The 25425-nt window shown below is 72.4% G+C and carries 21 protein-coding genes and 1 pseudogene; 6 read left to right on the top strand and 16 right to left on the bottom strand.

The window, feature by feature from the left end:
- Window positions 1–5 precede the first annotated feature (5 nt).
- Window positions 6–881 (bottom strand): DMT family protein, encoded by an 876-nt coding sequence (locus tag ACP4E5_RS10605; protein WP_425827307.1) that lies wholly within the window; start codon window positions 879–881, stop codon window positions 6–8.
- Window positions 878–1855, bottom strand: a complete 978-nt coding sequence (locus tag ACP4E5_RS10600) for a phosphatase PAP2 family protein (protein WP_425827305.1) — start codon at window positions 1853–1855, stop codon at window positions 878–880. Before ACP4E5_RS10600 ends, ACP4E5_RS10605 begins: the two co-directional genes overlap by 4 nt.
- A gap of 102 nt (window positions 1856–1957) precedes the next feature.
- Between ACP4E5_RS10600 and ACP4E5_RS10595 the strand changes: the two genes are divergently transcribed.
- Window positions 1958–2590 (top strand): TetR/AcrR family transcriptional regulator, encoded by a 633-nt coding sequence (locus ACP4E5_RS10595; RefSeq protein ID WP_425827303.1) that lies wholly within the window; start codon window positions 1958–1960, stop codon window positions 2588–2590.
- Window positions 2591–2725: 135 nt separating this feature from the next.
- Here ACP4E5_RS10595 and ACP4E5_RS10590 read toward each other — a convergent pair whose 3' ends face one another.
- Window positions 2726–3781 (bottom strand): DUF2510 domain-containing protein, encoded by a 1056-nt coding sequence (locus tag ACP4E5_RS10590; RefSeq protein WP_425827301.1) that lies wholly within the window; start codon window positions 3779–3781, stop codon window positions 2726–2728.
- Between the two features lie 251 nt (window positions 3782–4032).
- Between ACP4E5_RS10590 and ACP4E5_RS10585 the strand changes: the two are divergent.
- Window positions 4033–6721 (top strand): annotated as a pseudogene (locus ACP4E5_RS10585) (ATP-binding protein).
- Window positions 6722–6754: 33 nt separating this feature from the next.
- On the opposite strand, the gene ACP4E5_RS10580 reads toward ACP4E5_RS10585, so the two are convergent.
- The 8 genes from ACP4E5_RS10580 to ACP4E5_RS10545 all read right to left on the bottom strand — a co-directional run bounded on the left by ACP4E5_RS10580 (window position 6755) and on the right by ACP4E5_RS10545 (window position 14485).
- Window positions 6755–7567 (bottom strand): SDR family NAD(P)-dependent oxidoreductase, encoded by an 813-nt coding sequence (locus tag ACP4E5_RS10580; protein WP_425827299.1) that lies wholly within the window; start codon window positions 7565–7567, stop codon window positions 6755–6757.
- A 64-nt stretch (window positions 7568–7631) separates the two neighbouring features.
- Window positions 7632–8753 (bottom strand): bifunctional 3-oxoadipate enol-lactonase/4-carboxymuconolactone decarboxylase PcaDC, encoded by a 1122-nt coding sequence (pcaDC, locus tag ACP4E5_RS10575; RefSeq protein ID WP_425827297.1) that lies wholly within the window; start codon window positions 8751–8753, stop codon window positions 7632–7634.
- Between the two features lie 409 nt (window positions 8754–9162).
- Window positions 9163–10479 carry a 3-carboxy-cis,cis-muconate cycloisomerase gene (gene pcaB, locus ACP4E5_RS10570; RefSeq protein WP_425827295.1) on the bottom strand — a complete coding sequence of 439 codons (1317 nt, stop codon included), beginning with the start codon at window positions 10477–10479 and terminating at the stop codon, window positions 9163–9165.
- Window positions 10476–11078, bottom strand: a complete 603-nt coding sequence (pcaG, locus tag ACP4E5_RS10565; RefSeq protein WP_425827293.1) for a protocatechuate 3,4-dioxygenase subunit alpha — start codon at window positions 11076–11078, stop codon at window positions 10476–10478. The genes pcaB and pcaG overlap by 4 nt, the downstream gene beginning before the upstream one ends.
- Before the next feature lie 6 nt (window positions 11079–11084).
- A complete protein-coding gene (gene pcaH, locus ACP4E5_RS10560) occupies window positions 11085–11858 on the bottom strand; it encodes a protocatechuate 3,4-dioxygenase subunit beta (RefSeq protein ID WP_425827291.1) in 774 nt (257 codons plus the stop codon).
- Window positions 11859–11874: 16 nt separating this feature from the next.
- Window positions 11875–13089 carry a thiolase family protein gene (locus ACP4E5_RS10555; RefSeq protein ID WP_425827289.1) on the bottom strand — a complete coding sequence of 405 codons (1215 nt, stop codon included), beginning with the start codon at window positions 13087–13089 and terminating at the stop codon, window positions 11875–11877.
- Complete coding sequence (locus tag ACP4E5_RS10550) at window positions 13086–13730, bottom strand: CoA transferase subunit B (RefSeq protein ID WP_425827287.1); 645 nt, start codon at window positions 13728–13730, stop codon at window positions 13086–13088. The genes ACP4E5_RS10555 and ACP4E5_RS10550 overlap by 4 nt, the downstream gene beginning before the upstream one ends.
- Window positions 13730–14485: a CoA transferase subunit A gene (locus ACP4E5_RS10545; protein WP_425827285.1), complete on the bottom strand. Its 756-nt coding sequence runs from the start codon at window positions 14483–14485 to the stop codon at window positions 13730–13732. The genes ACP4E5_RS10550 and ACP4E5_RS10545 overlap by 1 nt, the downstream gene beginning before the upstream one ends.
- A 234-nt stretch (window positions 14486–14719) precedes the next feature.
- On the opposite strand from ACP4E5_RS10545, the gene ACP4E5_RS10540 reads away from it, so the two are divergent.
- The gene (locus ACP4E5_RS10540) at window positions 14720–15184 is read left to right on the top strand and encodes a MarR family winged helix-turn-helix transcriptional regulator (protein ID WP_425827283.1); all 465 of its coding nucleotides are present in this window, start codon (window positions 14720–14722) and stop codon (window positions 15182–15184) included.
- A 201-nt stretch (window positions 15185–15385) separates the two neighbouring features.
- On the opposite strand, the gene ACP4E5_RS10535 is transcribed toward ACP4E5_RS10540, so the two are convergent.
- Both ACP4E5_RS10535 and ACP4E5_RS10530 read right to left on the bottom strand, forming a co-directional pair.
- Entirely contained in the window at window positions 15386–16282 is an 897-nt protein-coding gene (locus tag ACP4E5_RS10535; RefSeq protein WP_425841198.1) for a DUF3048 domain-containing protein, read from the bottom strand.
- A 51-nt stretch (window positions 16283–16333) separates the two neighbouring features.
- Entirely contained in the window at window positions 16334–17398 is a 1065-nt protein-coding gene (locus tag ACP4E5_RS10530; RefSeq protein ID WP_425827281.1) for an ATP-dependent DNA ligase, read from the bottom strand.
- A gap of 74 nt (window positions 17399–17472) precedes the next feature.
- Here ACP4E5_RS10530 and ligD point away from each other — a divergent pair, with 74 nt between their 5' ends.
- Window positions 17473–18516: a non-homologous end-joining DNA ligase gene (gene ligD, locus ACP4E5_RS10525; protein WP_425827279.1), complete on the top strand. Its 1044-nt coding sequence runs from the start codon at window positions 17473–17475 to the stop codon at window positions 18514–18516.
- A 6-nt stretch (window positions 18517–18522) separates the two neighbouring features.
- Here the strand turns inward: ligD and ACP4E5_RS10520 are convergent, their stop codons facing one another.
- Both ACP4E5_RS10520 and ACP4E5_RS10515 read right to left on the bottom strand, forming a co-directional pair.
- Window positions 18523–20148, bottom strand: a complete 1626-nt coding sequence (locus tag ACP4E5_RS10520; RefSeq protein WP_425827277.1) for an amidohydrolase — start codon at window positions 20146–20148, stop codon at window positions 18523–18525.
- Window positions 20149–20298: 150 nt separating this feature from the next.
- Window positions 20299–20925: a TetR/AcrR family transcriptional regulator gene (locus ACP4E5_RS10515; RefSeq protein WP_425827275.1), complete on the bottom strand. Its 627-nt coding sequence runs from the start codon at window positions 20923–20925 to the stop codon at window positions 20299–20301.
- A 71-nt stretch (window positions 20926–20996) separates the two neighbouring features.
- On the opposite strand from ACP4E5_RS10515, the gene ACP4E5_RS10510 reads away from it, so the two are divergent.
- A complete protein-coding gene (locus ACP4E5_RS10510; RefSeq protein ID WP_425827273.1) occupies window positions 20997–22469 on the top strand; it encodes a purine-cytosine permease family protein in 1473 nt (490 codons plus the stop codon).
- Between the two features lie 101 nt (window positions 22470–22570).
- Window positions 22571–24157, top strand: a complete 1587-nt coding sequence (locus ACP4E5_RS10505) for a GMC family oxidoreductase (RefSeq protein WP_425827271.1) — start codon at window positions 22571–22573, stop codon at window positions 24155–24157.
- Window positions 24158–24174: 17 nt separating this feature from the next.
- On the opposite strand, the gene ACP4E5_RS10500 is transcribed toward ACP4E5_RS10505, so the two are convergent.
- On the bottom strand, window positions 24175–25395 hold the full coding sequence (locus ACP4E5_RS10500) for a glycoside hydrolase family 64 protein (protein WP_425827269.1): 1221 nt from the start codon (window positions 25393–25395) through the stop codon (window positions 24175–24177).
- Window positions 25396–25425: the final 30 nt, after the last annotated feature.

The following is a 25425-nucleotide window of genomic DNA, read 5'->3' as shown; positions in this document are numbered from 1 at the left end:
CGGTCCTACGGGGTCGCGGTCACGGGGCTCTGCCCCGGACCCCGCGCCTCAATCGCCGGCGGGGCTTGATACTGAGTGTGGGTCAGCAACACCACGCCGCCCGTTGCCAGGATCGCGCCCACCGCCGCGAGGCTCCAGCCCGCCGCGCCGCCCTGAAGGCGCTCGCCCAGCAGCGCCAGGCCGATGACCGATGCCGCCACCGGGTTCGCCAGGGTCACCATCGCGAGCGGTGCGCCGAGGCCGCCTTGGTAGGCCGTCTGCGAGAGCAGCAGGCCGCCCGCCGCGAACGCCGCGACCAGCATGGCCACCGCGATCACCCGCACGTCCAGGAGCGGACCCGTGCGGTCGGTGACCGCCACCGTCACGGTCTGCGTGAGCGCGGACGCGACGCCCGACGCGACCCCGGACGCGGTGGCGTGCCGCAGGCCCGGCTTCGCGCCGCGCCGTGAGAGCACGCCGATCAGCGCCGCCGTCACCCCGGCCACGCCGAGCGCCTCGGGCAGCGAGAGCGTGTCGTCGGGGGCGGGGCCCGACGCCGTCACGAGCAGCGCGGCGAGGCCCGCGAGCGTGAGCGCGGTGCCCCGCCACTCGCCCGCCGTGACATGCCGTCCGGCCACCCGCGCCCCCAGCGGCACCGCCGCGACGAGGGTGAGCGCGCCGAGCGGCTGGACGAGGGTGAGCGGACCGTACTTGAGCGCGGCGACGTGCAGCAGCGCGGCCGAGGCGTTCAGCCCGACCGACCACCACCAGGTGCCCGTCCCGAGCAGCCGCAGCACGCCCGCCCCGGACCTGGCGGCGAGGCGTTCCTGGGCCACGGCCGCGGCGGCGTAGGCGACGGCGGAGACGAGGGAGAGTGCGACGGCGAGGAGCGTGGCGGTCATCGTGCCGCTCCGGTCGCGAGGCTCGCGGCGGGCTCCGGGGCGTTCGCCGCCGAGGTGGAGGCCGGAGCGGGGATCACCTCGACGGGTACGTGTGTCGGCGTCGCCGAGCCGAGGACATCGGCGGCCGTGAGCGCGTCGGGCGGCGTACGGAACATGGTCGGCGTCGGCGTCCACGGCGTCGGCGTGCGGCGGGACTCCACGATGTGCGGCGCGGTCGCGGGCACCGGGAACAGGTGGCGCCAGAAGCCGGTCGCGTCGACCGCGCGCGGCAGCCGGATCACCGCGAGCGCGGCGCCGAGCAGCAGCGCCGCCACGATCGTGTCGAGCCAGTAGTGGTTGGCGGTGCCCACGATCACGAGCAGCGTGAACAGCGGGTGCAGCAGCCACAGCCAGCGCCACCGCGAGCGGGTCGCGGCGACCAGGCCGATCGCGACCATCAGGGCCCAGCCGAAGTGCAGCGAGGGCATCGCGGCGAACTGGTTGGCCATGGTGTCCGTGGCGGGCTTGGCGGCGTAGACCGAGGGGCCGTAGACCTGCGCCGTGTCGACGAGGTGCGCGGCGCCCAGCATCCGCGGCGGGGCCAGCGGGAACGTCAGATGCAGCACGAGGGCCGCCGCGGTCAGGGCGGCGAGCACGCGCCGCGTCCACAGGTAGTGGCGCGGGCGGCGCAGGTAGAGGAAGACCAGCAGCGCGATCGTCGCCGGGAAGTGCACGGACGCGTAATAGACGTTCGCGGCGTGCACCAGGGTGTCGCTGCTCAGCAGGACGTCCTGCACCGCGCCCTCGCCGGGCAGGTGCACGGCACGCTCGAAGCTCCACACGTGGTCGGCGTTGTGGAAGGCCTCGGCGGTGTGGCCGTTGGCCAGCTGCCGCCCGAGCTTGTAGACGAGGAAAAGTCCCACGATCAGCAAGAGCTCGCGTATCAGGGGTGGCCGGACGGCGTGCTGTTCCGGTTCCCGCATGTTCCCGTTCATCGATACGCCAGTGTACCGATACGATGGCGTACCGGTACACTGGCGTATCGATAGGCCGGTGTGATCTCATCGACACTGCCGCCGACCCGAGGAGTGAGGGCCATGACGACGCGAGAGAAGCCCACCGAGGCCGCGCCCACCGCCTCGCGCCGCTCGAAGATCAGCCCCGAGCGGGCCCAGGAGTTCTTCGACGTGGTCCTCGATCAGCTGCGGGAGCAGGGGTACGGGTCTGTCACCATGGAGGGTGTCGCCGCGCAGGCCTGTTGCAGCAAGTCCACGCTGTACCGGCAGTGGAAGACGAAGCCGCAGCTCGTGGCCGCGGCGCTGCGGGCCGGACGCTGCACCAAGTTCTTCACGGCCGACACGGGTACGCTCGCGGGGGACCTCGTGACCGCCGCGCGCAACGCGGCGTCGCAGGCCAAGCCGGACACGGTGCTCGTGCAGGCCCTCGGGCACGCCGCCCTCCAGGACGACGAGCTGAAGGGCGCCCTGCGCGAGGCGCTGATCGAGCCGGAGCTCGCGTCGATCGACGCGATGGTGAAGCGGGCGGTGGCGCGCGGCGAGATCGCCGCGGACCATCCCGCGCTGCCCTACCTGGCCGCGCAGCTCTTCGGAGTCATGCGCAGCCGGCCGATCCTGGAAGGGCGCGAGGCCGACGCGGACTACCTGGTCCGCTTCGTCGAGAGCGTGCTGGTTCCCGGACTCGGCCTGACCCGGGAGGGTCGGGCCACCTGAACGGTTGGCCGCCGGTCGCAGGGATGACCGACCGGTGGCCTGCCCGCGCCGCACCGTGGGGACGGGGGCGGCGCGCACCCCGGCCGGGCGGGTTCCTCCTTGAGCGGAGGGGGACCCGCCCGGCCGTATTACTGCTCAGACGTTCTTGCCCGCGTCGCCGTCGCCGGTGACCGAGGCCTTCTTGATGCCCTTGAGGATCTTGTCGATGGCCCCGGCGTCCGGGCCCTTCGCCTTGTCCGCGGCGGTGCGCGGCATGTCGACGCCGGCGCGCAGCACGACGAGCTTGTCCGGGTTGGCGGGCGAGGGGAAGGCGGCCGACTCCACCCACGCGTCGACGCCCGACTTCGTCTCGACGCTCCAGCGGATCCGGTAGCCCTTCTGTCCGGCGACCGTGACCGCCTTCGCGAACAGCTGCTTGTGTCCCGTGATCCCCTGGTAGATCTTGCCGCCGTAGGACGACTTCGCGTTCTTGGCGATGTCCTCCTTCGCCGCCGCCTTCGCCGTCTTCGCGTCGAGCTTGAGGCGCTTCGCCGACGAGGTGGAGGCGCCGCCCTTGACGCAGACGTCGTCCTTCGAGTTGGGGCAGGGGTACGGGCCGACCGTGATGCCGGCGACGCCCGCGCCGTCGGTGCCGGTCCAGTTCTTGATGACCGGGATCGCGACCCCGTTGGCGACGTCGGTGGCGTACCCCTTGTCGAGCGGCGCGCGCGGGGTGGCACCCGGCGCGTCGGGGGTGGGGCTCTCGCCGTCGCCGCCGCCGGGGCCGCCGGGCTTCTCGGGGTTCGCCTCCTTCGGGCTCTGCGACCGCGAGCCCGCCTTGTCGTTCTTGCCGTCGCCGCCACCGCCCGACGTGAGCGCGTAGACACCCGTGCCGATCCCCGCGAGCACCACGACCGCGATCCCCGCGGCGATCGCGATCCGGCCCCGGCCGCGCGACGTCGGCGGCAACTGGCCAGGATGGCCGGGGTAGTTGGGATATGCCGGATTCGTGCCACCGGGTGAGGCCTGCTGCTGCGGGAACTGTGCCGGGGGCTGGGGCGGTGCCTGCGGCTGCGGTGCCTGCGGCGGGGTGGTGGTGGCGGGGCGGGTCTGGTCGGTCCAGCGCGCGCCGTCCCACCAGCGTTCGGTGCGCGGGCCGTTGGGTATCTGCCCCGGGTCGGGATACCAGCCTGCGGGAGTCTGCGACGTCATGGACGGAACAGTATGAGGCCCGCCTGAAAAGGGGATGAGAGGGTCCGCCCCGCGGTCGGGATCGTTACCCGGCGGCCCCGGGCGACCGCCGGCGAACCCCCATCTCCGACCAAATGGCACCGGCTGCCGAGACGCCCCACGAAGGCGGGGCCTCGCGGACTAGTCTCGTGACCAGTACGCCGATCGCCCCATGTGACCGGCTGCGACCGGACACCGGGACACCACCGGGAACGACAACGGGAGGCTGCGGGATGACCCAGGGACGGCACGCCGACGCCGCGCCCTCTGGCCCTCACCTGTGGGAGAGAGAGTCCGAACTCGACGTCGCGGCGCGCGCTCGACGATCTGTACGGCGGCTCCGCGGCCGCCGGCAGCCTCGTCGTCTACAAGGGCGAGGCAGGCCTCGGCAAGACCGCACTGCTCGCCCACGTGCGCGAGATGGCGGCGGGCCGGGCCACCGTGTGGTCGGCCCGGGGCGGCGAGACCGTCACGTCCGTCCCCTTCAACGTCGTACGCCAACTCCTGCAGCCCGCCCTCGTGGCGCTCTCCAAGGAAGAGGCCCGCGAATACTTCGGCGACTGGTACGACATCGCGGGCCCCGCCCTCGGCATCGCCGAGCCCACCGGGCGCCAGGCCGACCCGCACGGTGTGCGCGACGGCCTCGTCGTCGCGGCGTCCCGACTGGCCCGCCTGCACTGGCCGTTGGTGCTCCTCATCGACGACGCGCACTGGGCCGACCTGGAGACCCTGGAGTGGCTCGCCTCGTTCGCCGAGCGCCTCGACGACCTGCCGGTGCTCGTCGTCGTCGCGCAGCGCGAGGCCGCGGACGGGCGCGCGGCCGCCTGCCTGGACGCGGTGGCCGCCGCCGCCCGCCCCGGCGCCACCAAGCTGCGCGCCCTGACCCCCGACGCCACCGCGAGCCTCACCCGCGCCACGGTCGGCGGGCACGCCGACGACCCGTTCTGCCGCGAGGTGTGGGCGGTCACCGGCGGAAACCCGTACGAGACCGTCGAGTTGCTGGCCAAGGTCCAGGACAGCGCGATCCAGCCCGACGAGAGGGCGGCCGTCGAACTGCGGGCGCTGAACCGGTCCGCCCGCGGCCGCGGCCTGGTCACCCGGCTCGAAGGGCTCGGCACCGACGCGACCCGGTTCGCCTGGGCCGCCGCCATCCTCGGCACCCGCATCGAACCGGGCCTCGCCGCCCTGCTCGCCGGCATGAACCCCGAGCAGGCTGGACGCTGCGCCGAGCACCTGCGCGCGGCCCGCATCCTGACCGACACGGTTTCCCCCGGGTCGGGGTACGGAGCCACCGACACCCTGGAGTTCGTCCACCCGCTGATCGCGTCCGCCGTGTACGACGCGATCCCCCCGGCCACCCGCACCGCCATGCACGGCCAGGCCGCGTGGGCGGTCACCGCCTCCGGGCACGGCCCCGCCGCGGCCTCCCGGCATCTCCTCGAGGTGCACCCGGACGACGACCCCGAACTCGTCGAGCAGCTGCGTGCCGCCTCCCGCGAGCACCTCGCCGTCGGTGCCCCCTCGGCGGCCCGTCGCTGCCTGGAGCGCGCACTCCAGGAGCCGCCGCTGCCCGAGATACGGCCGCACGTGCTGTACGAGTTGGGCTGCGCCACGCTCCTCACCTCGCCGTCCACCACCGTCGCGCACCTGCGCTCCGCTCTCGACTCCGCCCCCGGCCTCTTCGGCGAGCAGCGCGTCGACGCGGTGTGCCGCCTCGCCCAAGCCCTCGTCCACACCAACCAGTTGGACGACGCGCTCGCCGCCATCGACACCGAGATCGGCCAGTTGGACGAGGGGCCCCACCGGCTGCGCCTGCGGGCCACCCGCCTCTTCTGGGAGTGCATCTACGCCGGGGAGCACGATCCGCAGGACCGTTCCCGCACCCTTGCCGAACTCGCCGGCCGGGTCACCGGGCGCGACAACCCCGAGCGCGTCCTGCTGATCCTGCGCGCTTTCGACATGATGAACCGCGGTGAGAACGCCGAGGAGGTCGCAGAGTACTGCGACCGCTCCCTGGTCAATGGACGCCTCGCCCCCGGCCTCGGCTGGACCGACCCCGAGTGGGGCTTCGAGATCCTGATCGCGCTCGGCCTGTCGTACCTCTTCTCCGACCGGCTCGACCGCGCCGAGAGCCTGTTCACCGAGAGCATGCGGGCCTACGAGACCGCCGGCTGGAGCGGCGGCCACCTCTCCCTCGCGCACGCCTTCGTCGGCTACGTCCACCGCAGGCGCGGCCGGCTCAACGACGCGGAGGCGTTCCTGCGCGAGGCGCTGCGCCTGGCCGACCGGGTGGGCCACGGACTGCCCATGCACTGGGACGCGGCCGCCATGCTCATCGATACGCTCCTCGCCCGCGGCAAGCCCGACGAAGCGCTCCGGATCGCCGACCTGTACGGCTTCGCCGCGCCCTACCCGTCGATGATCCTGCTGCCCGACGCACACTCGGTGCGCGGCCGTCTGCTGCTCGCCGTCGGCCGCACCGAAGAGGGCATCAACGAACTGGAGACCGGCGGCAAGGTCGCCCTCGCCCGCGGCGGGCACAACACCATCGTCGCGTCGTGGGCCGGCGACCTGGCCCTCGCCCTCGCCGACACCGACCCGCGGCGCGCCGCCGAACTCGTCGCCCAGGCCCGCGTCCAGGCCGAGCGGTTCGGCACGGACACCGCGATCGGTGAGGCGCTGCGGTGCGCTGCCGCGCTGGCCACCGGGCGGGAGCAGCTCACCTTGTACGCGAAGGCGGTCACGTACCTCGAAGCGTCTCCCTGTGCGTACGAACACGCCCGGGCGCGCGTCGAGTACGGGATCGCCGCGCGGTCGCTGTCCGAGCTCAACCGCGGGCTTCAGTTGGCCCGTTCGTGCGGGGCGGACGCGTTGACGGCGCGGGCGCGGGAGGTGCTGGAGACGGGACGGGGTCTGCGCTGACCCGCCCCGTCTCGCTCCGGCTCGGTGGCAGTCCTACAGCCCGAACGGCCCGAGGATCCGGTCGAGTTCGGCGTCGAGGCGGTCCTGGATCTCTCGGTCGTACGTCTCCGCGTGGGCGAGCGTCGGCTGCTCGCCGTCGAAGAACCCGGCGGTGGCCTCGCCGCCCAACTCGCCGACGGCCAGGGCGAGTACGCCTGGCGCGCCGTCCTCGACGGTGTTCAGCGGGCCGACCCCGGCCTCGCGGACCATCGCCGTGTCCATGTACGTCGCCGGGTGGATGACGTTGACGTTGACGCCCGTGCCGGACAACTGGCGGGCCAGGGAGAAGGTGTGGGCGGCGAGGGCGAACTTGGAGCGGCAGTACGCCTCGGTGCCGCTGTAGTGGTCGGCGAGGTCCAAGTCGTCGAAGTCGAGCGGGGACTGGCCGAGCGAGCCGCAATTCACCACGCGCGACGGGGAGTTGTCGCGCAGCGTCGGCAGCAGGGCGCGGGTGAGGGCGACCGGGGCGAGCAGGTTCACGGCGAAGCGCAACTCGTGCCCGTCGGCGCCGAGTTCGCGGCCCGTGCCGGGGGCCCCGGTGCCGACGCCGGCGTTGTTGACGAGGACGTCGAGCTCCGGGTGGGCGGCGGCGACGCGGGCGCCGAGGTCGCGGACCCGCTCCAGGGAGGCGAGGTCGGCGACGAAGCCCTCGGCGCGCCCGCCGGTGGCCCGCAGCTCCTCGACGAGCGCATCCGTGCGTTTCTCGTCACGGCCGTGGGCGAGCACGACGTGCCCGCCGCGGACGAGCTCGAAGGCGAGGTACCGGCCGAGGCCGGAGGTGGCACCGGTGATCAGGATTGTGGCCATGCCTCCAGGCTAGGCGCCGGGTGCCGCGCGTGACGTGACCCCCCTGAACGTAGGCCTGCCAGGGTTACGCCAGGCCCTCCTCGGCGAGCACCCGCTGGGCGACGCCGAAGGCGGAGTTGGCGGCGGGCACACCCACGTACACGGCGCACTGCTGCACCACGGCGCCGATCTCGTCCGGGGTCAGGCCGTTGCGCAGGGCGGCGCGGACGTGCATGCCGAACTCGTCGAGGTGGCCGTGGGCGACGAGCGCGGTCATCGTGATCATGCTGCGCTCGCGGCGGGTGAGCGTCGGGTCGGTCCAGATCTCGCCCCACGCGTAGCGCGAGATGAAATCCTGGAACCGGGCCGTGAACGGCGTCTGCCGCGCCTGCGCCCGGTCGACGTGTGCGTCCCCGAGTACCTCGCGGCGCACCTCCATGCCGCGCTTCGCCGCCTGCCCGAGGTGGGTGCGCAGCAGCCCGACGACCGCCTCCGGCCGTTCGGCGGGGGCGAGGTGCGAGGCGCCCGCGAGTTCGACGAGCTCGGCGTCCGGCACGGCGTCGGCGATCTCGCGCAGGTGCGCGGGCGGGGTGGCGGGGTCCTCGCGGCCGGCGACGAGGAGGGTGGGCACGGTGATGTCGGCGAGCCGGTCCCTGAGGTCGAACGCGGCGAGGGCGTCGCAGCAGGCGGCGTAGCCCGCGGGGGCGGCGTCCCGGTTGTCCTGCACGAGGCGTTCCACGGTGAACCCGGGGGTGAACCAGCGGGACGGTGCGGTCTCGGCGACGCCCGCGGTGCCCTCCTTGCGGACGAGGGCGGCCCGGTCCTCCCAGTTCTTGGCGCCGCCGAAGTGGGCGGAGGAGCAGATGACGGCGAGGCGGGTGAGGCGTTCCGGGTGGTGCACGGCGAGGTGCAGGCCGACGGCGCCGCCGAGGGAGACGCCGGCGTAGGCGAACCGGTCGATGCCGAGGTCGTCGGCGAGCGCGAGCACGAGCTCGGCCAGGTCTCCGACGGTGGCGCCGGGTTCGATCAGGCCGGCGTCCGAACCGCCGTGGCCGGGGAGATCCCACCGTACGACGCGGTGGGCGGCGGACAGTTCGGGCGCGACGTCGTCCCACAGGGCGAGGCTCGTCCCGAGGGAGGGCCCGAGGATCAACGGGGGAGCGGTGGGCGCGCCCTCGGCGTGGTGGTGGAGACGGTGTGCGGTCATGGGGGGCTCCCGGTGGTTCGGGGTCGACGGATGTGCGGGTGCGGTCTCGCGGTTCCGGCGGAGGCGGCGCTGCGGCCACCCGCCCGCTCCGGCCACGCGCGCGCCCCTGGGGAGGCGGGGCTTGGGGTGCCGTCGGGTTCGGGTGGTGCGTGGTTGGGTGCGCAGTTCCCCGCGCCCCTGGGGGAGCGGGGTTGGGGGTGCCGTTCGGTTCGGGTGGTGCGGGGTTGGGCGCGCAGTTCCCCGCGCCCCTGGGGGAGCGGGGTTTGAGGCGCCGTTCGGTTCGGGTCGTGCGGGGTTGGGGGTGCCGTTCGGTTGCGGCGTCCGGGGTTGGGGGCGCCCCGCCGTGTGTAGTGGCGCGTACTCTCATGCGCCCGCAGGGATTTCGGGAAGGGGTGGGGTGGGGGACATGTCATGTGCGCGTGAGCGCCCGATCCACCAGCGCGCCCGCCGCCCCGGTGTACCGCGACGGATCGGCCAGTTCGGCCACGTCCACGTCGGCGTCCGCCAGGAGCGGCTCGGCCGCGAGGACGTCCGCGAGGGGGCGGCCCTCTTCGCGAGCCCGCCGCGAGGCGGACGCGAGGAGGTCCTTCGCGGGGCCCCGCCCGAGCAGCACCGAAAGCTCCGCCGAGAGCCGCTCCGAGACGATCGCGCCACCGGTCGCCGACAGGTGCGCGCGCATCACATCCGCCCGCACCACCAACCCGCCGACCAAAGCGGCAGCGTCCCGCGCCGCACCCCCCACCACCCGCAACAGCTCACGCAGCGTCGTCCATTCGGCATGCCACGCGCCCGCGGGACGTTCGTCCTCCGCGGGCAGCGACGCGTACAGCGTCGCGGCGAGCGCGGGCGCGCGGCGGGCCGCGGCGGCGATGAGGGTGGAGCGGACCGGGTTGGCCTTGTGCGGCATCGCGGACGAGCCGCCGCCCGCCCCCTCGGCCACCTCCCCGATCTCCGTACGGGAGAGAACCAGCACATCCGCCGCGATCTTGCCGAGCGCACCCGCCGCGAAGGCGAGCGCCCCCGCCAGATCCGCCACCGGCGTACGCAGCACATGCCACGGCAACTCCGGTTCCGCGAGGCCGAGTTCACGCGCGTACGCGCCCACCAGGGCGACCGGGTCCTCGGCCCCGTACGCCCCGAACGCGGCCAACGTTCCCGCCGCACCGCCCAGTTGAACCGGCAGCGCCGCCCGCACGCCCCGCAGGCGGTCGCGCGCGTCGAGCACCAGCGAGCGCCAGCCGGCGGCCTTGAGGCCGAACGTCGTCGGCACGGCGTGCTGCGTGAGCGTGCGACCCGGCATCACCGTGTCCCGGTGCTCCCGCGCCACATCCGCCAACGCGCTCTCCGTGCCCGCGAGTTCGTCGAGCACCGCGTCCAGCGTCCGCGCCGCGACCAGCATCAGCGCCGAGTCCAGGATGTCCTGGCTCGTCGCCCCCCGGTGCACGTACGGCGCACACTCCGCGTCCACCGCCGCCGTGAGGTCCGCGACGAGCGGGATCACCGGGTTGCCGCCACCGCGCGAGCGGCGCGCGAGGTCCCGCACGTCGAACCGCTCGGCGACGGCCGCCGCGGTGACGGCGCCGCCCGCGGACGCGGGCGCGAGGTCGAGCGAGGACTGCGCCCGCGTGAGGCCCGCCTCCGCGTCCAACAGGGCCTGAAGGAAGGCCTCTTCGGACGTGGTGCGCTCGGTGGGCGCACCCTCGCTGCCGGGGTCGAACAACGTCACGTGAACTCCAGGAAGACCGTCTCGCCCTCGCCCTGAAGGCGGATGTCGAAACGGTACGTGCCGTTGGCCTCCGGCTGTGCGATCAGCGTGTCGCGGCGCCCGGCGTCGACCTGCTGGAGTACCGGGTCGGCCGCAAGCCCCTCGTCACCGGCGAAGTAGATCCGCGTGTAGAGGTGATGCAGCAGGCCGCGGGAGAAGATCACCACGGCGAGGTACGGCGCCGATTCGCCCCGTGCGCCGGGGCGCAGGGTGCGTACGGCCCAGTGGCCGTTGGCGTCCGTCTCGATGCGGCCCCAACCGGTGAACTCCACGCCGTTGCGGCCCAGGTAACCGCCGGTGAACGGCTGGCGGCGCATCGAGCCGTCGACGGTGGAGGCGTTGCCCTCGGGGTCCGCGCCCCAGACCTCGACGAACGCGTCGGGGACGGGGTCGCCGTTGCCGTCGTAGACGTAGCCGTGCACGGCGACCGTGTCCGGGTGGCCGACCGGGGCGATGTCACCGCCGCCCTCGAAGGGCAGCGCGTAGCCGTACCAGGGGCCGACCGTGTGCGAGGGCGTGGGCCGCACGGTCTCGGGGTTGTTGATGTCGATCGTCGTCATGGCTGGTCAGCGCCCTTCTTCCATCCAGGTGGCGTTCGGGCCGTCGAGGACGATGTCCCACTGGTAGCCCATCGAGAACTCCGGCACCGACTTCTCGTGCACGTACGTGGCGATCAGGCGCTGCCGCGCCGCGTCGTCGGTCACCGACTGGAGGATCGGGTCGTACGGGAACAGCGGGTCGTTCGGGAAGTACATCTGCGTCACCAGGCGCTGGGTGAACGCGGAGCCGAAGACGGAGAAGTGGATGTGCGCGGGGCGCCAGGCGTTGGTGTGCTGGGCCCATGGGTACGGGCCGGGCTGGATGGTGGTGAACTTGTACCAGCCGTCGTCGTCGGTGAGGGTGCGGCCGACACCCGTGAAGTTCGGGTCGAGCGGCGCGTCGTGCACCTCGATCTTGTGCGCGTAGCGTCCTGCCGAGTTGGCTTGCCACAGCTCGATCAGCTGACCGCGCAGCGGCCGCCCGTCGCGGTCGACGAGCCGGCCCTCGACGGTGATGCGCTCGCCGATGGGCTTGCCCGGGTGCTGGATCGTCAGGTCGTTGTCGATCTTCGTGATGTCGCGCTCGCCGAACGCGGGCGCGGTCAGCTCGATCAGCTCCGGGTCCTTGGCGACGTCGATGTTGATCGGCGGCTGCTTGGGGTGCCGGAAGGTGGAGGAGCGGTACGGGGCGTAGTCGCGCCGCGGGTGGTGCTCGACGGGAGCGCCCTCGGCGAGACCCTTGTAGTAGGCCTCGCGGTTCGCGGCTATCTCCGCGTCGATGTCGTGCTGGGTGAGAGTCATGGGAGGGCGGTCCTTCCTAACGTTCCAGGACGAGGGCGAGGCCCTGGCCCACGCCGATGCAGAGCGTGGCGACGCCGACGCCGGAGCCCTCGCGGGCGAGCTGGTGGGCGACCGTGCCGGCGAGCCGGGCGCCGGACGCGCCGAGCGGGTGGCCAAGCGCGATGGCGCCGCCCTGCGGGTTGAGGACCGCCGGGTCGAACTCGGGCCATTCGGCGACGCAGCCGAGCACCTGCGCGGCGAACGCCTCGTTCAGCTCCAGAGTCGACAGATCGGCAAACCCCTTGCCCGCCTTGGCGAGCGCCCGGTTCGTCGCCTCCACGGGCGCGAGGCCGAAGTAGTGCGGGTCGATGGCGGAGACGCCCGTGGCGGAGATCCGGGCGAGCGGCTCGCGGCCCGTGGCCTTCAGGCCCTCCTCGTCGACGAGGAGCAGGGCCGCGGCGCCGTCGTTCAGCGGCGAGGCGTTGCCCGCCGTGACCGTGCCTCCGTCCTTGCGGAAGGACGGCTTGAGCTTCGCCATCGCCTCCAGGGTGGTGGTGGCGCGCACGGACTCGTCGGCGGAGACGACGGTCGGGTCACCCTTGCGCTGCGGGATGGTGACGGAGGCGAGTTCGGCGTCGAACAGGCCGTTCTTCTGCGCGGCGGCGGCCTTCTGGTGGCTGGCGAGGGCGAACTCGTCCTGCTGCTCGCGCGTGATGTGGTGCTTGTCGGCGATGAGTTCGGCCGACTCGCCGAGCGGCACCGTCCACTGCGGCTCCATCTTCGGGTTGACCATGCGCCAGCCCAGCGTGGTGGAGAACAGTTCGGTGCTCGCGGCCGGGAACGGCTTGTCGTTCTTCGGCAGCACGTAGGGCGCGCGGGTCATCGACTCGACACCACCGGCCACGGCGATCGACGCGTCGCCGACGGCGATGGCGCGGGCCGCCTGGACGACGGCCTCAAGTCCGGAGGCGCACAGCCGGTTCACGGTGACGCCCGGCACCGAGGTGGGCAGTCCGGCGAGCAGTCCCGCCATGCGGGCGACGTTGCGGTTCTCCTCGCCCGCCCCGTTGGCGTTGCCGAAGTACACGTCCTCGATCCGGGACGGGTCCAACTCGGGGGTGCGGGCGACCAGTTCACGGATCGCGTGCGCGGCGAGGTCGTCCGGGCGGACGGCCGCGAGGGCGCCGTTGTAGCGGCCGATGGGGCTGCGTACGGCATCGACGATGTAGACGTCCTTGACGTTGCGGCTCACTTGGCTCCCTCCGGGACGCGTACCTTGGCCGCGGTCTTCTCGATGACCTCGTCGGCGCTCACGCCGGGCGCCAACTCGACGAGTTCCAGGCCGTCTTCGGTCACGTCGAGCACGGCGAGGTCGGTGATGATCCGGTCGACGCAGCCCTTGCCGGTGAGCGGCAGCGAGCACTCCTCGACGATCTTCGGGGAGCCGTCCTTCGCGGTGTGCGTCATGGTGACCAGGACGGTACGGGCGCCGTGCACGAGGTCCATGGCGCCGCCGATGCCGGTGATCATCTTGCCGGGCACGGCCCAGTTGGCGAGGTCGCCGTTCGCGGACACCTGCATGGCGCCGAGCACGGCGACGTCGATGTGACCGCCGCGGATCATCCCGAAGGAGAGCGCGGAGTCGAAGAACGAGGCGCCCGGCAGGACGGTCACCGTCTCCTTGCCCGCGTTGATCAGGTCGGGGTCGACGGCGTCGTCGGCGGGGTACGGGCCGGTGCCCAGGATCCCGTTCTCGGACTCGAGGATCACCTCGACGTCGCCGCCGAGGTAGTTGGGGATCAGCGTCGGCAGGCCGATGCCGAGGTTCACGTACTGGCCGTCGCGCAGCTCGCGTGCGGCGCGGGCGGCCATTTCGTCACGGGTCCAGGACATCAGTTGCTCACCGTCCGCTTCTCGATGCCCTTGTCGACGGCCTGCTCGGGCGTCAGGGCGATGACGCGCTGCACGAAGATGCCCGGCAGGTGCACGGCGTCGGGCTCGATCTCGCCCGGCTCCACCAGCTCCTCGACCTCGGCGATCGTGATCTTTCCGGCCTGCGCGGCAAGGGGGTTGAAGTTCCGCGTGGACTTGTTGAAGACCAGGTTGCCGTGCCGGTCGCCCTTGGCGGCCCGGACGAGAGCGAAGTCCGTGCGGATGCCGCGCTCCATCACGTACTCGACGCCGTCGAACTCCCGGACCTCCTTGGGCGGCGACGCCTTCGCGACCCCGCCGTTGCCGTCGTAGCGCCACGGCAGGCCGCCGTCCGCGACCTGGGTGCCGACGCCGGCCGGGGTGTAGAAGGCGGGGATGCCGGCGCCGCCCGAGCGCAGCCGCTCGGCGAGCGTGCCCTGCGGGATCATCTCGACCTCGATCTCGCCGGCCAGGTACTGCCGGGCGAACTCCTTGTTCGCGCCGATGTACGAGCCCGTGACGCGGGCGATCCGTCCAGCGCTCAGCAGGACGGCGAGGCCGGAGTCCATGGCGCCGCAGTTGTTCGACACCACCGACAGGTTCCCCGTGCCCTGCTCGTACAGCGCCTTGATCAACACGTTCGGTACGCCGCTCAGGCCGAACCCGCCGACCGCGAGGGACGAACCGTCCCCCACATCGGCGACGGCCTGAGCGGCCGTGGCGACAACCTTGTCCATCCCTGCCAGCCCTCATCTCCGCGAAGTGCTCTTGACGTGCCACTGAACTGCTCCTGAAGTGCTCAGCACACTGAGCATTTTCTGGATGGCGCTCACGTTGCCACTGGGTGTGTGAACCGTCAAGAGTCCCAAGGGAAACGCGCGAATGGACTCGACAAGCGGGCGTCGGTTGCCGGATCCTTGCTCAGTGCACGGCCGTGTTCAGCGGCGCGACGACTGCAACGGAGGACCGCCATGGCCGCGGTGGACCTGACCACCCATCCCGGGCACCTCGCCCGGCGGCTCCAGCAGGCCCACTATCTGCTGTGGAACACGATGGTCTCCGAGGAGATCACGTCGCCGCAGTTCGCGGTCCTGAACGCGCTGGTGGCCGAGCCGGGTCTGGATCAGCGCACCGTGGGGGAGCGGGTCGGTCTCGACCGGTCCACCATCGCCGAGGTGATCACCCGGCTCACGCGGCGCGAGCTGGTCGACAAGGTCCGTGACCCGCAGGACGGCCGCCGCTGGTTGCTCCGCCTCACGCCAGGGGGGTTGCGCACGCACAAGAAGCTGGCGGTGCGCACGGCGCGGATGAACCAGATCTTCCTGGCGCCGCTGGACGCGGAGGAGCGGGGGATGTTCTTCGACCTGATCCAACGGGTGTGCGCCGAGGCGGAGGGCCTGCGGCGGGCGGGTGAGGTGGAGGTGGCGGGGGCGTGATCCGCCTGTCGCGCCCACCCGTGGTTGCGGCCTCGGGGCTCTGCCCCGGACCCCGCGCCTCAATCGCCGGCGGGGCTTGATTTGGTCCGCCTGGGGTGTGCGTCTCTGTCGATGGTGGGGCCTATTGGTATTTCAAGCCCCTGCGGCGATTGAGCAGCGGGGTCCGGGGCGGAGCCCCGTGGCGTCCACGCCGGGTGGGCTCTAGCGTTCGGTCAGGACTACCCACACGGGGCCCGGCGCGAACGGGACGTTGAAGGTCGTGCCGTCCGTGGGGGTCGGGCGGCGCCATGTCGCGTCGTGGGCTCGGCCACCACGGAGGACCACCGCCCCGCCGTCCCCGACCGTCCGCGACAGCGGCGACGTGTTGCCCGACCGGTCGTGGAAGCGGGAGGGGGATACGTCGACGTACTGGACGACGACCGTCGGGGCGCCGAGCCGTTTGCCGCCCGCCGTCGTCGCGGCGCGGCCGTCCATGCTCACGAGCCAACGGCCTTCCCGTGCCGACCAGTTGAAGGTGAACCGGGCGGCGGGGAAGCGCACCGTGTGCTCCGTCTCGGCCCGCCCGCCCTTCGGCGCCCGCTCGGCGAACTCGAACCCGGCCGCGTCCCCCGCGCGCACCCCCGCCGCCGGGTCGCCCAGTTTCGCGGGTCGCAGATACAGGTTGTGCGGCGCGGGCTTGTCCGAGCCGCGAAAGAAGGCCGCGCCGCCCTTGCCCGGCGGCACCGCCCGCAGCGGCGCCGCGTCGATGGCGGGCCGCAACGCGCTCTGCGCCCCCGAGTACGCGAGCGTCGGCCGGTCGAACTGGCGGAGCAGTTCGAGATCGGTCTCGCGGGCGCTGCGCACGGGACCGACCACCGCGGGCAGCCGCGAGCCGAACACCGCCATGAGCCGGCTCAGTCCGGCCTCGACCTGCTCCACGTACACGAGGTCCGCCTCGTCGAGCCCGGTCTGCGGTCGCGCCGCCCCCACGTTGTCGATCTTCACGGCGAGCAGCGGCGCGCGCGCCGACGCCGAACTCCCGCCCCCGGGCAGTCGACTCGCCGTACATGCCGAGGCGAACGCCCCGAGAGCCCCGACCACGACCGCATGCCTGCGCATATCGTTCACGCACTGTGGATACCCACGGTCGCGCCCCGCTCACCCGCGCGGTCAGCGCAGCACGTCCGCCAGGTCGAACTTCACCGGCTCCTCCAGCTGCGCGTACGTACAGCTCTCCGGCGTGCGGTCCGGGCGCCAGCGGCGGAAGCGGGCCGTGTGGCGGAAGCGCGCACCGTTCTCCATGTGCTCGTACGTCACCTCGGCGACCAGCTCGGGGCGCAACGGGATCCAGGAGAGGTCCTTCTTCCCGGTCCAGCGGCTGGTCGCGCCCGGCATTCGCCGGCTCTCGTGGGCCACCTCGTCGGTCCAGGCCGCCCACGGGTGTCCCTCGGCGGGCAGCTCCATGCGCAGCGGTTCGAGCTCGGCGACCAGTTCGGTGCGGCGCTTCATCGTGAACGCCGCGCACACCCCGACGTGCTGGAGGGCGCCCTCGTCGTCGTACAGGCCGAGCAGGAGGGAGCCGACGACCGGGCCGCTCTTGTGGAAGCGGTAGCCGGCGACCACGCAGTCCGCCGTCCGCTCGTGCTTGATCTTGAGCATGACGCGTTCGTCCTGCCGGTAGCGCAGGGTGAGCGGCTTGGCGACGACCCCGTCGAGGCCCGCGCCCTCGTACTGCTCGAACCAGACCTGGGCGAGCTGCGCGTCGGTCGTCGCCGGGGCCAGGTGCAGCGGGGCCGAGGCGCCCGCGAGGGCCTGTTCGAGGAGCGGTCTGCGGTCGGACAGCGGCAGGTCGACCGTGGACTCGGAGCCGAGCGCCAGGACGTCGAAGGCCACGAAGGAGGCGGGCGTGCGCTCGGCCAGGATCTTCACCCGGGAGGCCGCCGGGTGGATCCGCTCGGTCAGCGCGTCGAAGTCGAGCCGCCCGTCCCGCGCGATCACGACCTCCCCGTCGAGCACGCAGCGCTCCGGGAGCCGCTCGGCGAGCGCCGCGACCAGCTCGGGAAAGTACCTGGTCAGCGGCTTGGTGGTGCGGCTCGTGAGCTCGATCTCCGGCCCGTCGCGGAACACGATCGCCCGGAACCCGTCCCACTTCGCCTCGTAGTGCATCCCGGCGGGGATCTTGGCGGCGGACTTGGCGAGCATCGGCTTGACCGGCGGCATCACGGGGAGATCCATGCCCCCGATTCTGTCCTCTACGGTGGCGTATCGCCCGGTATGCGGTTTACGTCCTTTCGGCCTAGCGTGAGCGCATGGGTGGCAAGGGTGCGGCAGTGGAACTGGAAGCGGGCGGTCGGACGGTGCGTCTGTCCAGCCCCGACAAGGTGTTCTTCCCCGATGGCGGGACGGTGACGTACACCAAGCTCGACCTCGCGAACTACTTCCTCGCGGTCGGCGACGGCATCCTGCGCGCCCTGCGCGACCGGCCCACCACCCTGGAGCGCTACCCCGAGGGCGTGACCGGCGAGTCCTTCTACCAGAAGCGCGCGCCGAAGAACCTCCCCGACTGGATCCCCACCGCCACGATCACCTTCCCGTCGGGCCGGACGGCCGACGAGATGTGCCCGACGGAGGTCGCCGCGGTGATCTGGGCCGCCCAGTACGGCACCCTCACCTTTCACCCCTGGCCGGTGCGCCGCGACGACCCCGACCACCCCGACGAGCTGCGCATCGACCTCGACCCGCAGCCCGGCACCGACTACGCGGACGCCGTGCACGCGGCCAATGAACTCCGTTACGTGCTCCAGGAGTTCGGGGGTTTGCGCGGCTGGCCCAAGACCTCCGGCGGACGCGGACTGCACGTCTTCGTGCCCATCGAACCGCGCTGGACGTTCACCGAGGTGCGCCGCGCCGCGATCGCCTGCGGCCGCGAACTGGAGCGCAGGATGCCCGAGTTCGTGACGACGGCCTGGTGGAAGGAGGAGCGGGGCGAGCGCATCTTCGTCGACTACAACCAGACGGCCCGCGACCGCACCATCGCCTCCGCCTACTCGGTGCGCGCCCGACCGCACGCCCCGGTCTCCGCGCCGCTCGCCTGGGACGAGGTGGGCGACGCGCTGCCCCGCGACTTCGACATCGTCACCATGCCGAAGCGGTACGCCGAACTCGGCGACGTGCACGCCGACATGGACAAGGAGCGGCACTCCCTCGACGCCCTCCTGGAGCTGGCCGAGCGCGACGAGAAGGACCGCGGCCTCGGCGACCTGCCGTACCCGCCCGAGTACCCGAAGATGCCGGGCGAGCCCAAGCGGGTCCAGCCGAGCCGCGCCAAGCACGAGGAGGGCGAGGGGAGTTGAGCGGCTCTACAGCGACTCGTCCCGGTGCGTCACCCGGCCGCCGAGTACCGTCAACCGCACGGGTACGTCGGGGAGTTCGGTCGCCGGTGCGGCGGCCGGATCCACGGCGAACGCCGTGAGGTCGGCCCGGAACCCGACCGCGATCCGCCCCGCGCTCCGCTCCTCCCCGGCGGCGTAGGCGGCGTTCACGGTCATCGCCCGCAGCGCCTCCATGCCGGTGAGCGCCTGCTCGGGCCCGTGCGGCGGCAGCGTCAGATCGCGGCTCGGGCGACGGTGCCGGGCGCCTGCCAGCACCTGGAGCGGCGGGTACGGCGCGATCGGCCAGTCCGAACCGAGCACCACCGTCGCCCCCGCGTCCCACAGGTCCCGGCAGCGCCAGGCCCGCCCCGCCCGCTCCTCGCCGAGCCGCCGCGACCAGTTGTCGCTGTGGTCGGCCCGCGTGAAGTCGCAGCAGTGCGTGGGCTGCATCGACGCGACCACCCCCAGCTCGGCGAACCGCCGCACCGTGTCGTCCGGCACCGTCTCGATGTGTTCGACGCGATGCCGTACGTCGCCGGGGGCCCCGGCCCGCGCCTTCGCCACGGAGTCGAGCGCGTGCCGCACCGCCGCGTCGCCGATGGCGTGCGTCGCGGTGGGCACACCCGCGCGGTGCAGCGCGGCGATGACCTCGGTGTACGCGGCCGGGTCCGGCCAGAACGCGTGCGTCGACTCGCCGTGGCAGTCGGGGCGCTCCAGCCACGCGGTGCCGTTGTCGATGGTGCCGTCCATGAACAGCTTCACCCCGTCGACCGACCACAACTGGCCTCCCCGCTCCTGGAGTTGGATGAGCCGGTCCACGGCATCGGCGTCCGCTCCCGGCTGGCACCACGGCGCGACGCGCAGCCGCACGGACAGCTCGCCGGCCGCGTCCAACTCCTCGTACAACTCAAGGCTGTCGCCGCCCGCGTCCATGGCGTGCCCGCCGGTGAGCCCGCTCGCTGCCATCTCCCGCAGGGCCCGCGCGAGCCGTTCGCGGCGCTCGGTGCGGGTGGGCTGCGGCGCGGCCCGCTCGACCAGTTCGCACGCGGCGTCCTCCAGGAGCAGCCCGGTGGGCCGACCCGCCGCGTCGCAGACGATCTCGGCGGCCTGGTCGAAGGCGCGCGGACCGTCGACGCCGGCGAGTTCCAGGGCGCGGGGGCTCGCCAACATCGAGTGCGCGTCGAAGAGTTGGAGCAGCGCCGGGACGCCGTCGAGCACCGGCGCCAGCGCGGCGGTCTCCACGGCCCGCTCCCCGAACACGTTCGGGTCGAGCCCCCAGGCGTGCAGCCACGCACCGTCCGCGAGCGACTCCTTCGCGCGCCCCAGCTCGGCGCGCACGTCGTCGATGCTCACGCACCGCGACAGGTCGACCCCGGCGGTGAGCTCGGCGCCGGATGCGGGATGCGTGTGCCCATCGACGAGCCCGGGCGTCACGACGGCGCCCTTGAGGTCGACGACGGTGGTACGTGGCCCGGCGAGCGCGCGCACCTCGCGATCGCCGCCGAGCGCGGTGATGACTCCGTCGGCGCAGGCCAGCGCGGTGTGCGGCCCGCCCCCACCATCGACCGGATCGAGAAACCGGGCGTTGAGGAGGACCAGATCGGGGTGGTGCATGCTGCGGATCTCCCAGCGGAAGGTACGAACAGAACAAGTGGCGGGCCAACCAAGCCCGCCGGTGAGCGAGACGCGGGCAGCTCAAGCCCCGCCGGCGATTGAGGCGCGGGGTCCGGGGCAGCGCCCCGAGGCCGCAACCCCGTCCCAGGTCTACGAGTCCAACGCCCCCTCACGCAGCCCGAGTTGACTCTCGGCTACCCGGAACGCCATCCGCGCGACCTCCACCGGCAACGACTCCACGTCCGCACCCGCATTCGCCCCGAGCCCATCCAGCACGACCAGAATCTGCAGGGCCACGACCTCCGGCTCCCCCGAAGGGAACTCACCCCGCTCGACGCCCTCCGCGAGGAGCCCCGTGAGCCGCCTCCGCCAGTCCGCCTCCTGCGCCTCGACCCGCACCCGCAGCGAGTCCCGGTACCGGCTCAAGTGCCGCGCGTTGAGCCACAGCCGGCTGATGCCGTCCCACGCGGGCCCGGAGGCCCGCGCGAGGAACCCGGCGAGCCGCTCCACGGCGGACGTGTCCGCGCCCCCCTCGGGGAGGACCGCGTCCAGTTCCGCCGCTGCCGCGCTCCCGAACGCCTCCGCGACCAGCTCCTCCGCCGAGGGGAAGTAGTGGCTCACGAGGCCCGGACGCACGTCCAGGTCCTCGCCGATGCGCCGCAGCGTGATGCACTCCAGACCTTCGGAAAGCGCAATCGAGGCGGCCTGCGCAACGATTTCCGCACGTCTGGCGGCCGGAGATTTTCGGATTCGCTTGCGCTCAACGCTTGACGACATGCCGGTCACGTTATTGAGTGTGCGACCAATAAGCAAGCAGGTGGCACGAGACCAGCACCCCGGAGGGCCCCATGGCGTCCACGCTTCCCGACCCGTGTCCAGACACGGGCGGCACGGAAGTAGGCACCGCACACACGCCGCCCGTCGCAGAGCAGGCGACGGCCACCCGCATCGAGGCCCACGGCATCGACCACATCCCCGATTCCGAACGCCGCGGCAGAGCCCGCGAGTTGTTCTCGGTCTGGGCCGCGGGCGGCATCAACTACCTGAGCCTGGTGGTCGGCGGCGCCCTGATCCTGATGGGCCTGAACCTGTGGCAGGCCCTCGCCGTGCTGGTCGTCGGCAACCTGTTCTGGATCCTCACCGGCTGGCTCTCCGTCTCGGGCCCGGCGGCGGGCGCGCCCAGCGAGGTCATCACGCGTGCCCTCTTCGGCGTCATCGGCAACCGCGTGAACAACGCGATCGTCGGCTGGGTGATCTCCGTCTGCTACTTCGCGCTGAACTTGTCGGCCGCGGCCGTCGCCGCGTTCTCGCTGGTCGCGAGGGTCGGTATCCCGGTGAACACCGGAGTGAAGGCCGCCGTCATCGTGGTCATCGCGGCGCTCACGCTGACCATCAGCGTGTACGGCCACGCCCTGATCATGAAGCTGTACCTGCCGATCACGCTCGTCCTCGCCGCGGCCTTCGCCTTCGTCGCCGTCGTGGTCGTCCGGCACGCCGACTTCGGCTACGTACCCCAACACCGGCTCACCGGCGTCGACTTGTGGGCCACCGTGCTCGCGGGGATCACCCTCATCGCCTCGAGCCCGCTGTCGTACACCACCAGCGCGGACTTCTCCCGCTATCTGCCCCGGACCACGCGGAAGCGGGCGATCGTCGGCTGGACCGCGCTCGGCGGCTTCCTGCCGGGCGTGCTGGTCTCGGCCCTGGGTGTGCTCGCCGCGACGACCGTCGACATGACCGACCCGCAGGCGGCCCTGGAGAAGATCCTTCCCGGCTGGTTCACACCGGTCTTCCTGCTCGCCCTGGTCCTCGGCACCATCGCCATCAACGCCCTGACCGCGTACAGCGCGGGCCTCGCGCTGCAAGCCGTCGGGCTGCGCATCCGCCGCTCCGTCAGCGTCCTGTTCGACGGCACGGCCGCCGTCGCGCTGACCCTGTACGGGCTCCTCGTCTCGAACTTCCTCGACACCGTCAACAACGTGCTGGAACTGACCGTCATACTCCTCGGCCCCAGCATGGCGATCTACGCGACCGACATCGTGCTGCGCCGTAACCGCTACGACGGACCCACGCTCACCGACGAGTCGCCCTCCAGCCCGTTCTGGTACCGCGGAGGCGTCAACTGGGCGGGCGCGCTCTCCCTGTTGGCGGGCACCGCGCTGGCCGCGCTCTGCGTGGACACCCTCTACTTCACCGGCCCGATCTCCGCCGCCCTCGGCCACGTCGACCTCGCGCTGCCGGTCGGGATGGTGGTGTCGAGCGTCTGCTACGCGTTGACGGCTCGGCGCTCGGTGGCACTCCGGAACGTGACCGCCCCGTGACGCGATCCTCGCTCATCCCGCACAACCGGCTCTGGACACCGCCTACCGCGAAGTAGAGCATCGGTGCCACCTGTACCGGCATTGATCATCGAGGAGCCGCGTTGAGCAAGGACCGTACGTACGACTACGTCATCGTCGGGGCCGGGTCCGCCGGCTGTGTGCTCGCCGGGCGGCTCTCCGAGGATCCCTCCGTCAGGGTCGCCCTCGTCGAGTCGGGGCCGCGCGACCGCAAGACCGAGATCCGGATCCCGGCCGCGTTCCCGAAGCTGTTCAAGACGCCGTACGACTGGAACTACGCGACGACCAAGCAAACCGCTCTGGCCGACCGGGAGTTGTACTGGCCGCGCGGCCACACGCTCGGCGGCTCCTCCGCCATCAACGCCATGATGTGGGTGCGCGGCCACCGCGCCGACTACGACGCCTGGGGCGAGGCCGCCGGATCCCCATGGTCGTACGACGAGTTCGTGCGCTACTTCCAGCGCGCCGAGAGCTGGCAGGGCACGCCGCGCGCCGATTCCGTCTACGGCACAGAAGGCCCGCTGCGCATATCGCCGCCGCGCCACCCGAACCCGACCACGGCCGCGTTCCTCGACGCCTGCCGAGCTCAAGGGCTGCGCGAACTCGACGAGTTGAACCAGGCCGACCACTCCGGCTTCGCCCTCACTCCGCTCAACCAGTACAAGGGCCGCCGCTGGAGCGCCGCCGACGGCTACCTCAAGCCTGCAGCCCGCCGCCCCAACCTCGACATCTACACCGACGCCCGCGTCACCCGCGTCGACTTCGACGGCACCCGCGCCGCCGGCGTCGTCGCCTCCGGAGTGTCCGCCGGAACCCTGCGCGCGACCCGCGAGGTCATCCTTTCCGCGGGCGCCATCAACTCGCCGCAGCTGCTCCAACAGGCGGGCATCGGCGACCCGGAGACCCTCGCGGAGGCGGGCATCGACACCCTCGTCGCGTCGCCCGACGTCGGCCGCCACCTCCAGGACCACCTGGCGTACGCGGTGAACGTCCGCGCCGCGAAGCCCGTCACGCTCACCGGCGCCGACTCGCCCGCCAACATCGCCCGGTTCCTGCTCGGCGGCCGCGGACCGCTCACCTCGAACGTCGGCGAGGCCGTCGCCTTCCTCGCCACGAAGCCCGAACTCGACGCGCCCGACATCGAGTTGGTCTACGCTCCGGTGCCGTTCGTGAACCACGGCCTGGAGGCGCCGACCGAGCACGGCCTCACCCTCGGCGTGGTTCTGCTCCAGCCCAAGAGCGAGGGCCGGATCACCCCGGCGGGCCGCGACGCGCGGCCGCGGATCGACCCGGACTACCTGGCCCACGACGAGGATGTCCGTACGCTCGTCGCCGGTGTGCGCCGCGCCGAGGAACTGCTCGCCCAGAGCGCGCTCGCCGCGCACCACACCGAGCCGATGGGCGGCTACCCCGGCGTCGTCGACGACGAGACACTGACCCGCTCGGTGCGCGCGAGCGCCGAGACCCTCTACCACCCGGTAGGCACCTGCCGGATGGGCTCCGACGAGGGCTCGGTCACCGACCCCCGCCTGCGCGTGCGCGGCACCGAGGGCCTGCGCGTCGTGGACGCCTCGGTCATGCCGCGCATCACCCGCGGCCACACGCACGCGCCGACGGTCGCCCTCGCGGAACGGGCGGCGGACCTGATCCGCGAGGACGCCACCAAGTAGCGCCGCCTACAAGGGGGTTACGATCCGACGCTCACCGTGAACCGGCGCGGATTGCCGTCGTGTGCCGCGCCGGACACGTCCGGCTGACCCTCGGCCTGCACGTCGTCGTACGGGAAGGCGTAGCCGATGGGGGAGTTGGCGTGCAGGACGCGCGACCAGTGGTTGGTCGTGGCGTCCTGGTAGTAGTCGGCGGACGTCACGCCGTTCGGCTGCTCGGGATGCGTGAGCATGATGCTGCGGTTGAACCCGGCGGCGAGGCGGGACAGGATGCCCTTCTTGTCGTCGGAGTCGTCCGGGTTGTTGGCGAACGGCCCGTGGTTGCAGGTGAAGATGTCCTTCGAGGCGGGCTTGGTGAAGGTGTGGCCGCCGTTGAAGGTGAGCGTGTCGCCGCTGACCCGGCCCGTGAACACGCCGCGCCCGCCCTGAAGGTCGATCTTCAGATCGGTCGAGGAGTACTTCTCCCACACCTTGTCGATGTAGGCGCCCCACACATCGCGGAACGGCATCTCGTCCGGCTTGTCGAAGTACGGCGCCATGAGGTTCTGCGGGGAGATGACACGCAGCACCTTCCCGTCGTCGCCCTTGATGGCGAGCTTGTCCCAGGGCTGCCCGTCCTTGGCGGCCTGCGCCGCGAGATCCGCGGCGATCTTGTCGACGGCGCCGTCCGGGAGCGGGGCGACGGTGTGCGTGGCGTCGCCCTCGAGGGTCAGCCCGATGGGCAGGGCCGTGACCAGGTCGACGTAGCTGATGTTCGCGTACAACTGGTCGGAGTTGAAGGTGAATTCGCAGAACGACCAGGTCTTGCCGTAGTTCGCGTCCTCCTTCGTGGCGAAGGCCGGTTCGACCAGCGAGGGGCCGGGGTTGAGGAAGAAGTCGAGCGTGTCGTCGCGGACGAAGTAGACGCGCGCGCCGAACATCCGGGGCAGCGTCACGACCTTCGGGGCCGAGCCCGGGGCGCCGAGCGGGATGGCGCAGTCGACGGGGAGCGGGGTCTGCGGGGCGCCGGGCGACTCGGGGTGGTAGACGCTGCCGTCGGAGCGCAGCAGCACCCAGTTGCCGGACCCGTCCTCGTGGCCGGTGACGTACGCGCGCACCGTGCCGGTCAACGACTTGTTCTCCAGGGCGAGTTCACAGGTGGCCGGTGCGGCGCCCGCGGTCCAGGAGGGGACGGTGAGCGCCGCGGCGGTGGTGGCGATGCCCGCTCCGGCGCCGGCGAGAAATATTCTGCGCGAGATCACGATGGGCACTCCCTGAATGTGGGGGGTGTG

This window comes from Streptomyces fractus, from assembly GCF_049844455.1.
Classification (GTDB): Bacteria; Actinomycetota; Actinomycetes; order Streptomycetales; family Streptomycetaceae; genus Streptomyces; species Streptomyces fractus.
Note: the sequence above shows the minus strand (reverse complement) of the source record. Positions and strands in the feature narration are given on the sequence as shown.

Coding starts and splice junctions, on each gene's coding strand:
- ACP4E5_RS10605 (WP_425827307.1), bottom strand. CDS start 881: ATGACCGCCACGCTCCTCGCCGTCGCACTCTCCCTCGTCTCCGCCGTC.
- ACP4E5_RS10600 (WP_425827305.1), bottom strand. CDS start 1,855: ATGAACGGGAACATGCGGGAACCGGAACAGCACGCCGTCCGGCCACCC.
- ACP4E5_RS10595 (WP_425827303.1), top strand. CDS start 1,958: ATGACGACGCGAGAGAAGCCCACCGAGGCCGCGCCCACCGCCTCGCGC.
- ACP4E5_RS10590 (WP_425827301.1), bottom strand. CDS start 3,781: ATGACGTCGCAGACTCCCGCAGGCTGGTATCCCGACCCGGGGCAGATA.
- ACP4E5_RS10580 (WP_425827299.1), bottom strand. CDS start 7,567: ATGGCCACAATCCTGATCACCGGTGCCACCTCCGGCCTCGGCCGGTAC.
- pcaDC (WP_425827297.1), bottom strand. CDS start 8,753: ATGACCGCACACCGTCTCCACCACCACGCCGAGGGCGCGCCCACCGCT.
- pcaG (WP_425827293.1), bottom strand. CDS start 11,078: ATGACGACGATCGACATCAACAACCCCGAGACCGTGCGGCCCACGCCC.
- pcaH (WP_425827291.1), bottom strand. CDS start 11,858: ATGACTCTCACCCAGCACGACATCGACGCGGAGATAGCCGCGAACCGC.
- ACP4E5_RS10550 (WP_425827287.1), bottom strand. CDS start 13,730: ATGTCCTGGACCCGTGACGAAATGGCCGCCCGCGCCGCACGCGAGCTG.
- ACP4E5_RS10545 (WP_425827285.1), bottom strand. CDS start 14,485: ATGGACAAGGTTGTCGCCACGGCCGCTCAGGCCGTCGCCGATGTGGGG.
- ACP4E5_RS10540 (WP_425827283.1), top strand. CDS start 14,720: ATGGCCGCGGTGGACCTGACCACCCATCCCGGGCACCTCGCCCGGCGG.
- ACP4E5_RS10535 (WP_425841198.1), bottom strand. CDS start 16,282: ATGCGCAGGCATGCGGTCGTGGTCGGGGCTCTCGGGGCGTTCGCCTCG.
- ACP4E5_RS10530 (WP_425827281.1), bottom strand. CDS start 17,398: ATGGATCTCCCCGTGATGCCGCCGGTCAAGCCGATGCTCGCCAAGTCC.
- ligD (WP_425827279.1), top strand. CDS start 17,473: ATGGGTGGCAAGGGTGCGGCAGTGGAACTGGAAGCGGGCGGTCGGACG.
- ACP4E5_RS10520 (WP_425827277.1), bottom strand. CDS start 20,148: ATGCACCACCCCGATCTGGTCCTCCTCAACGCCCGGTTTCTCGATCCG.
- ACP4E5_RS10515 (WP_425827275.1), bottom strand. CDS start 20,925: ATGTCGTCAAGCGTTGAGCGCAAGCGAATCCGAAAATCTCCGGCCGCC.
- ACP4E5_RS10510 (WP_425827273.1), top strand. CDS start 20,997: ATGGCGTCCACGCTTCCCGACCCGTGTCCAGACACGGGCGGCACGGAA.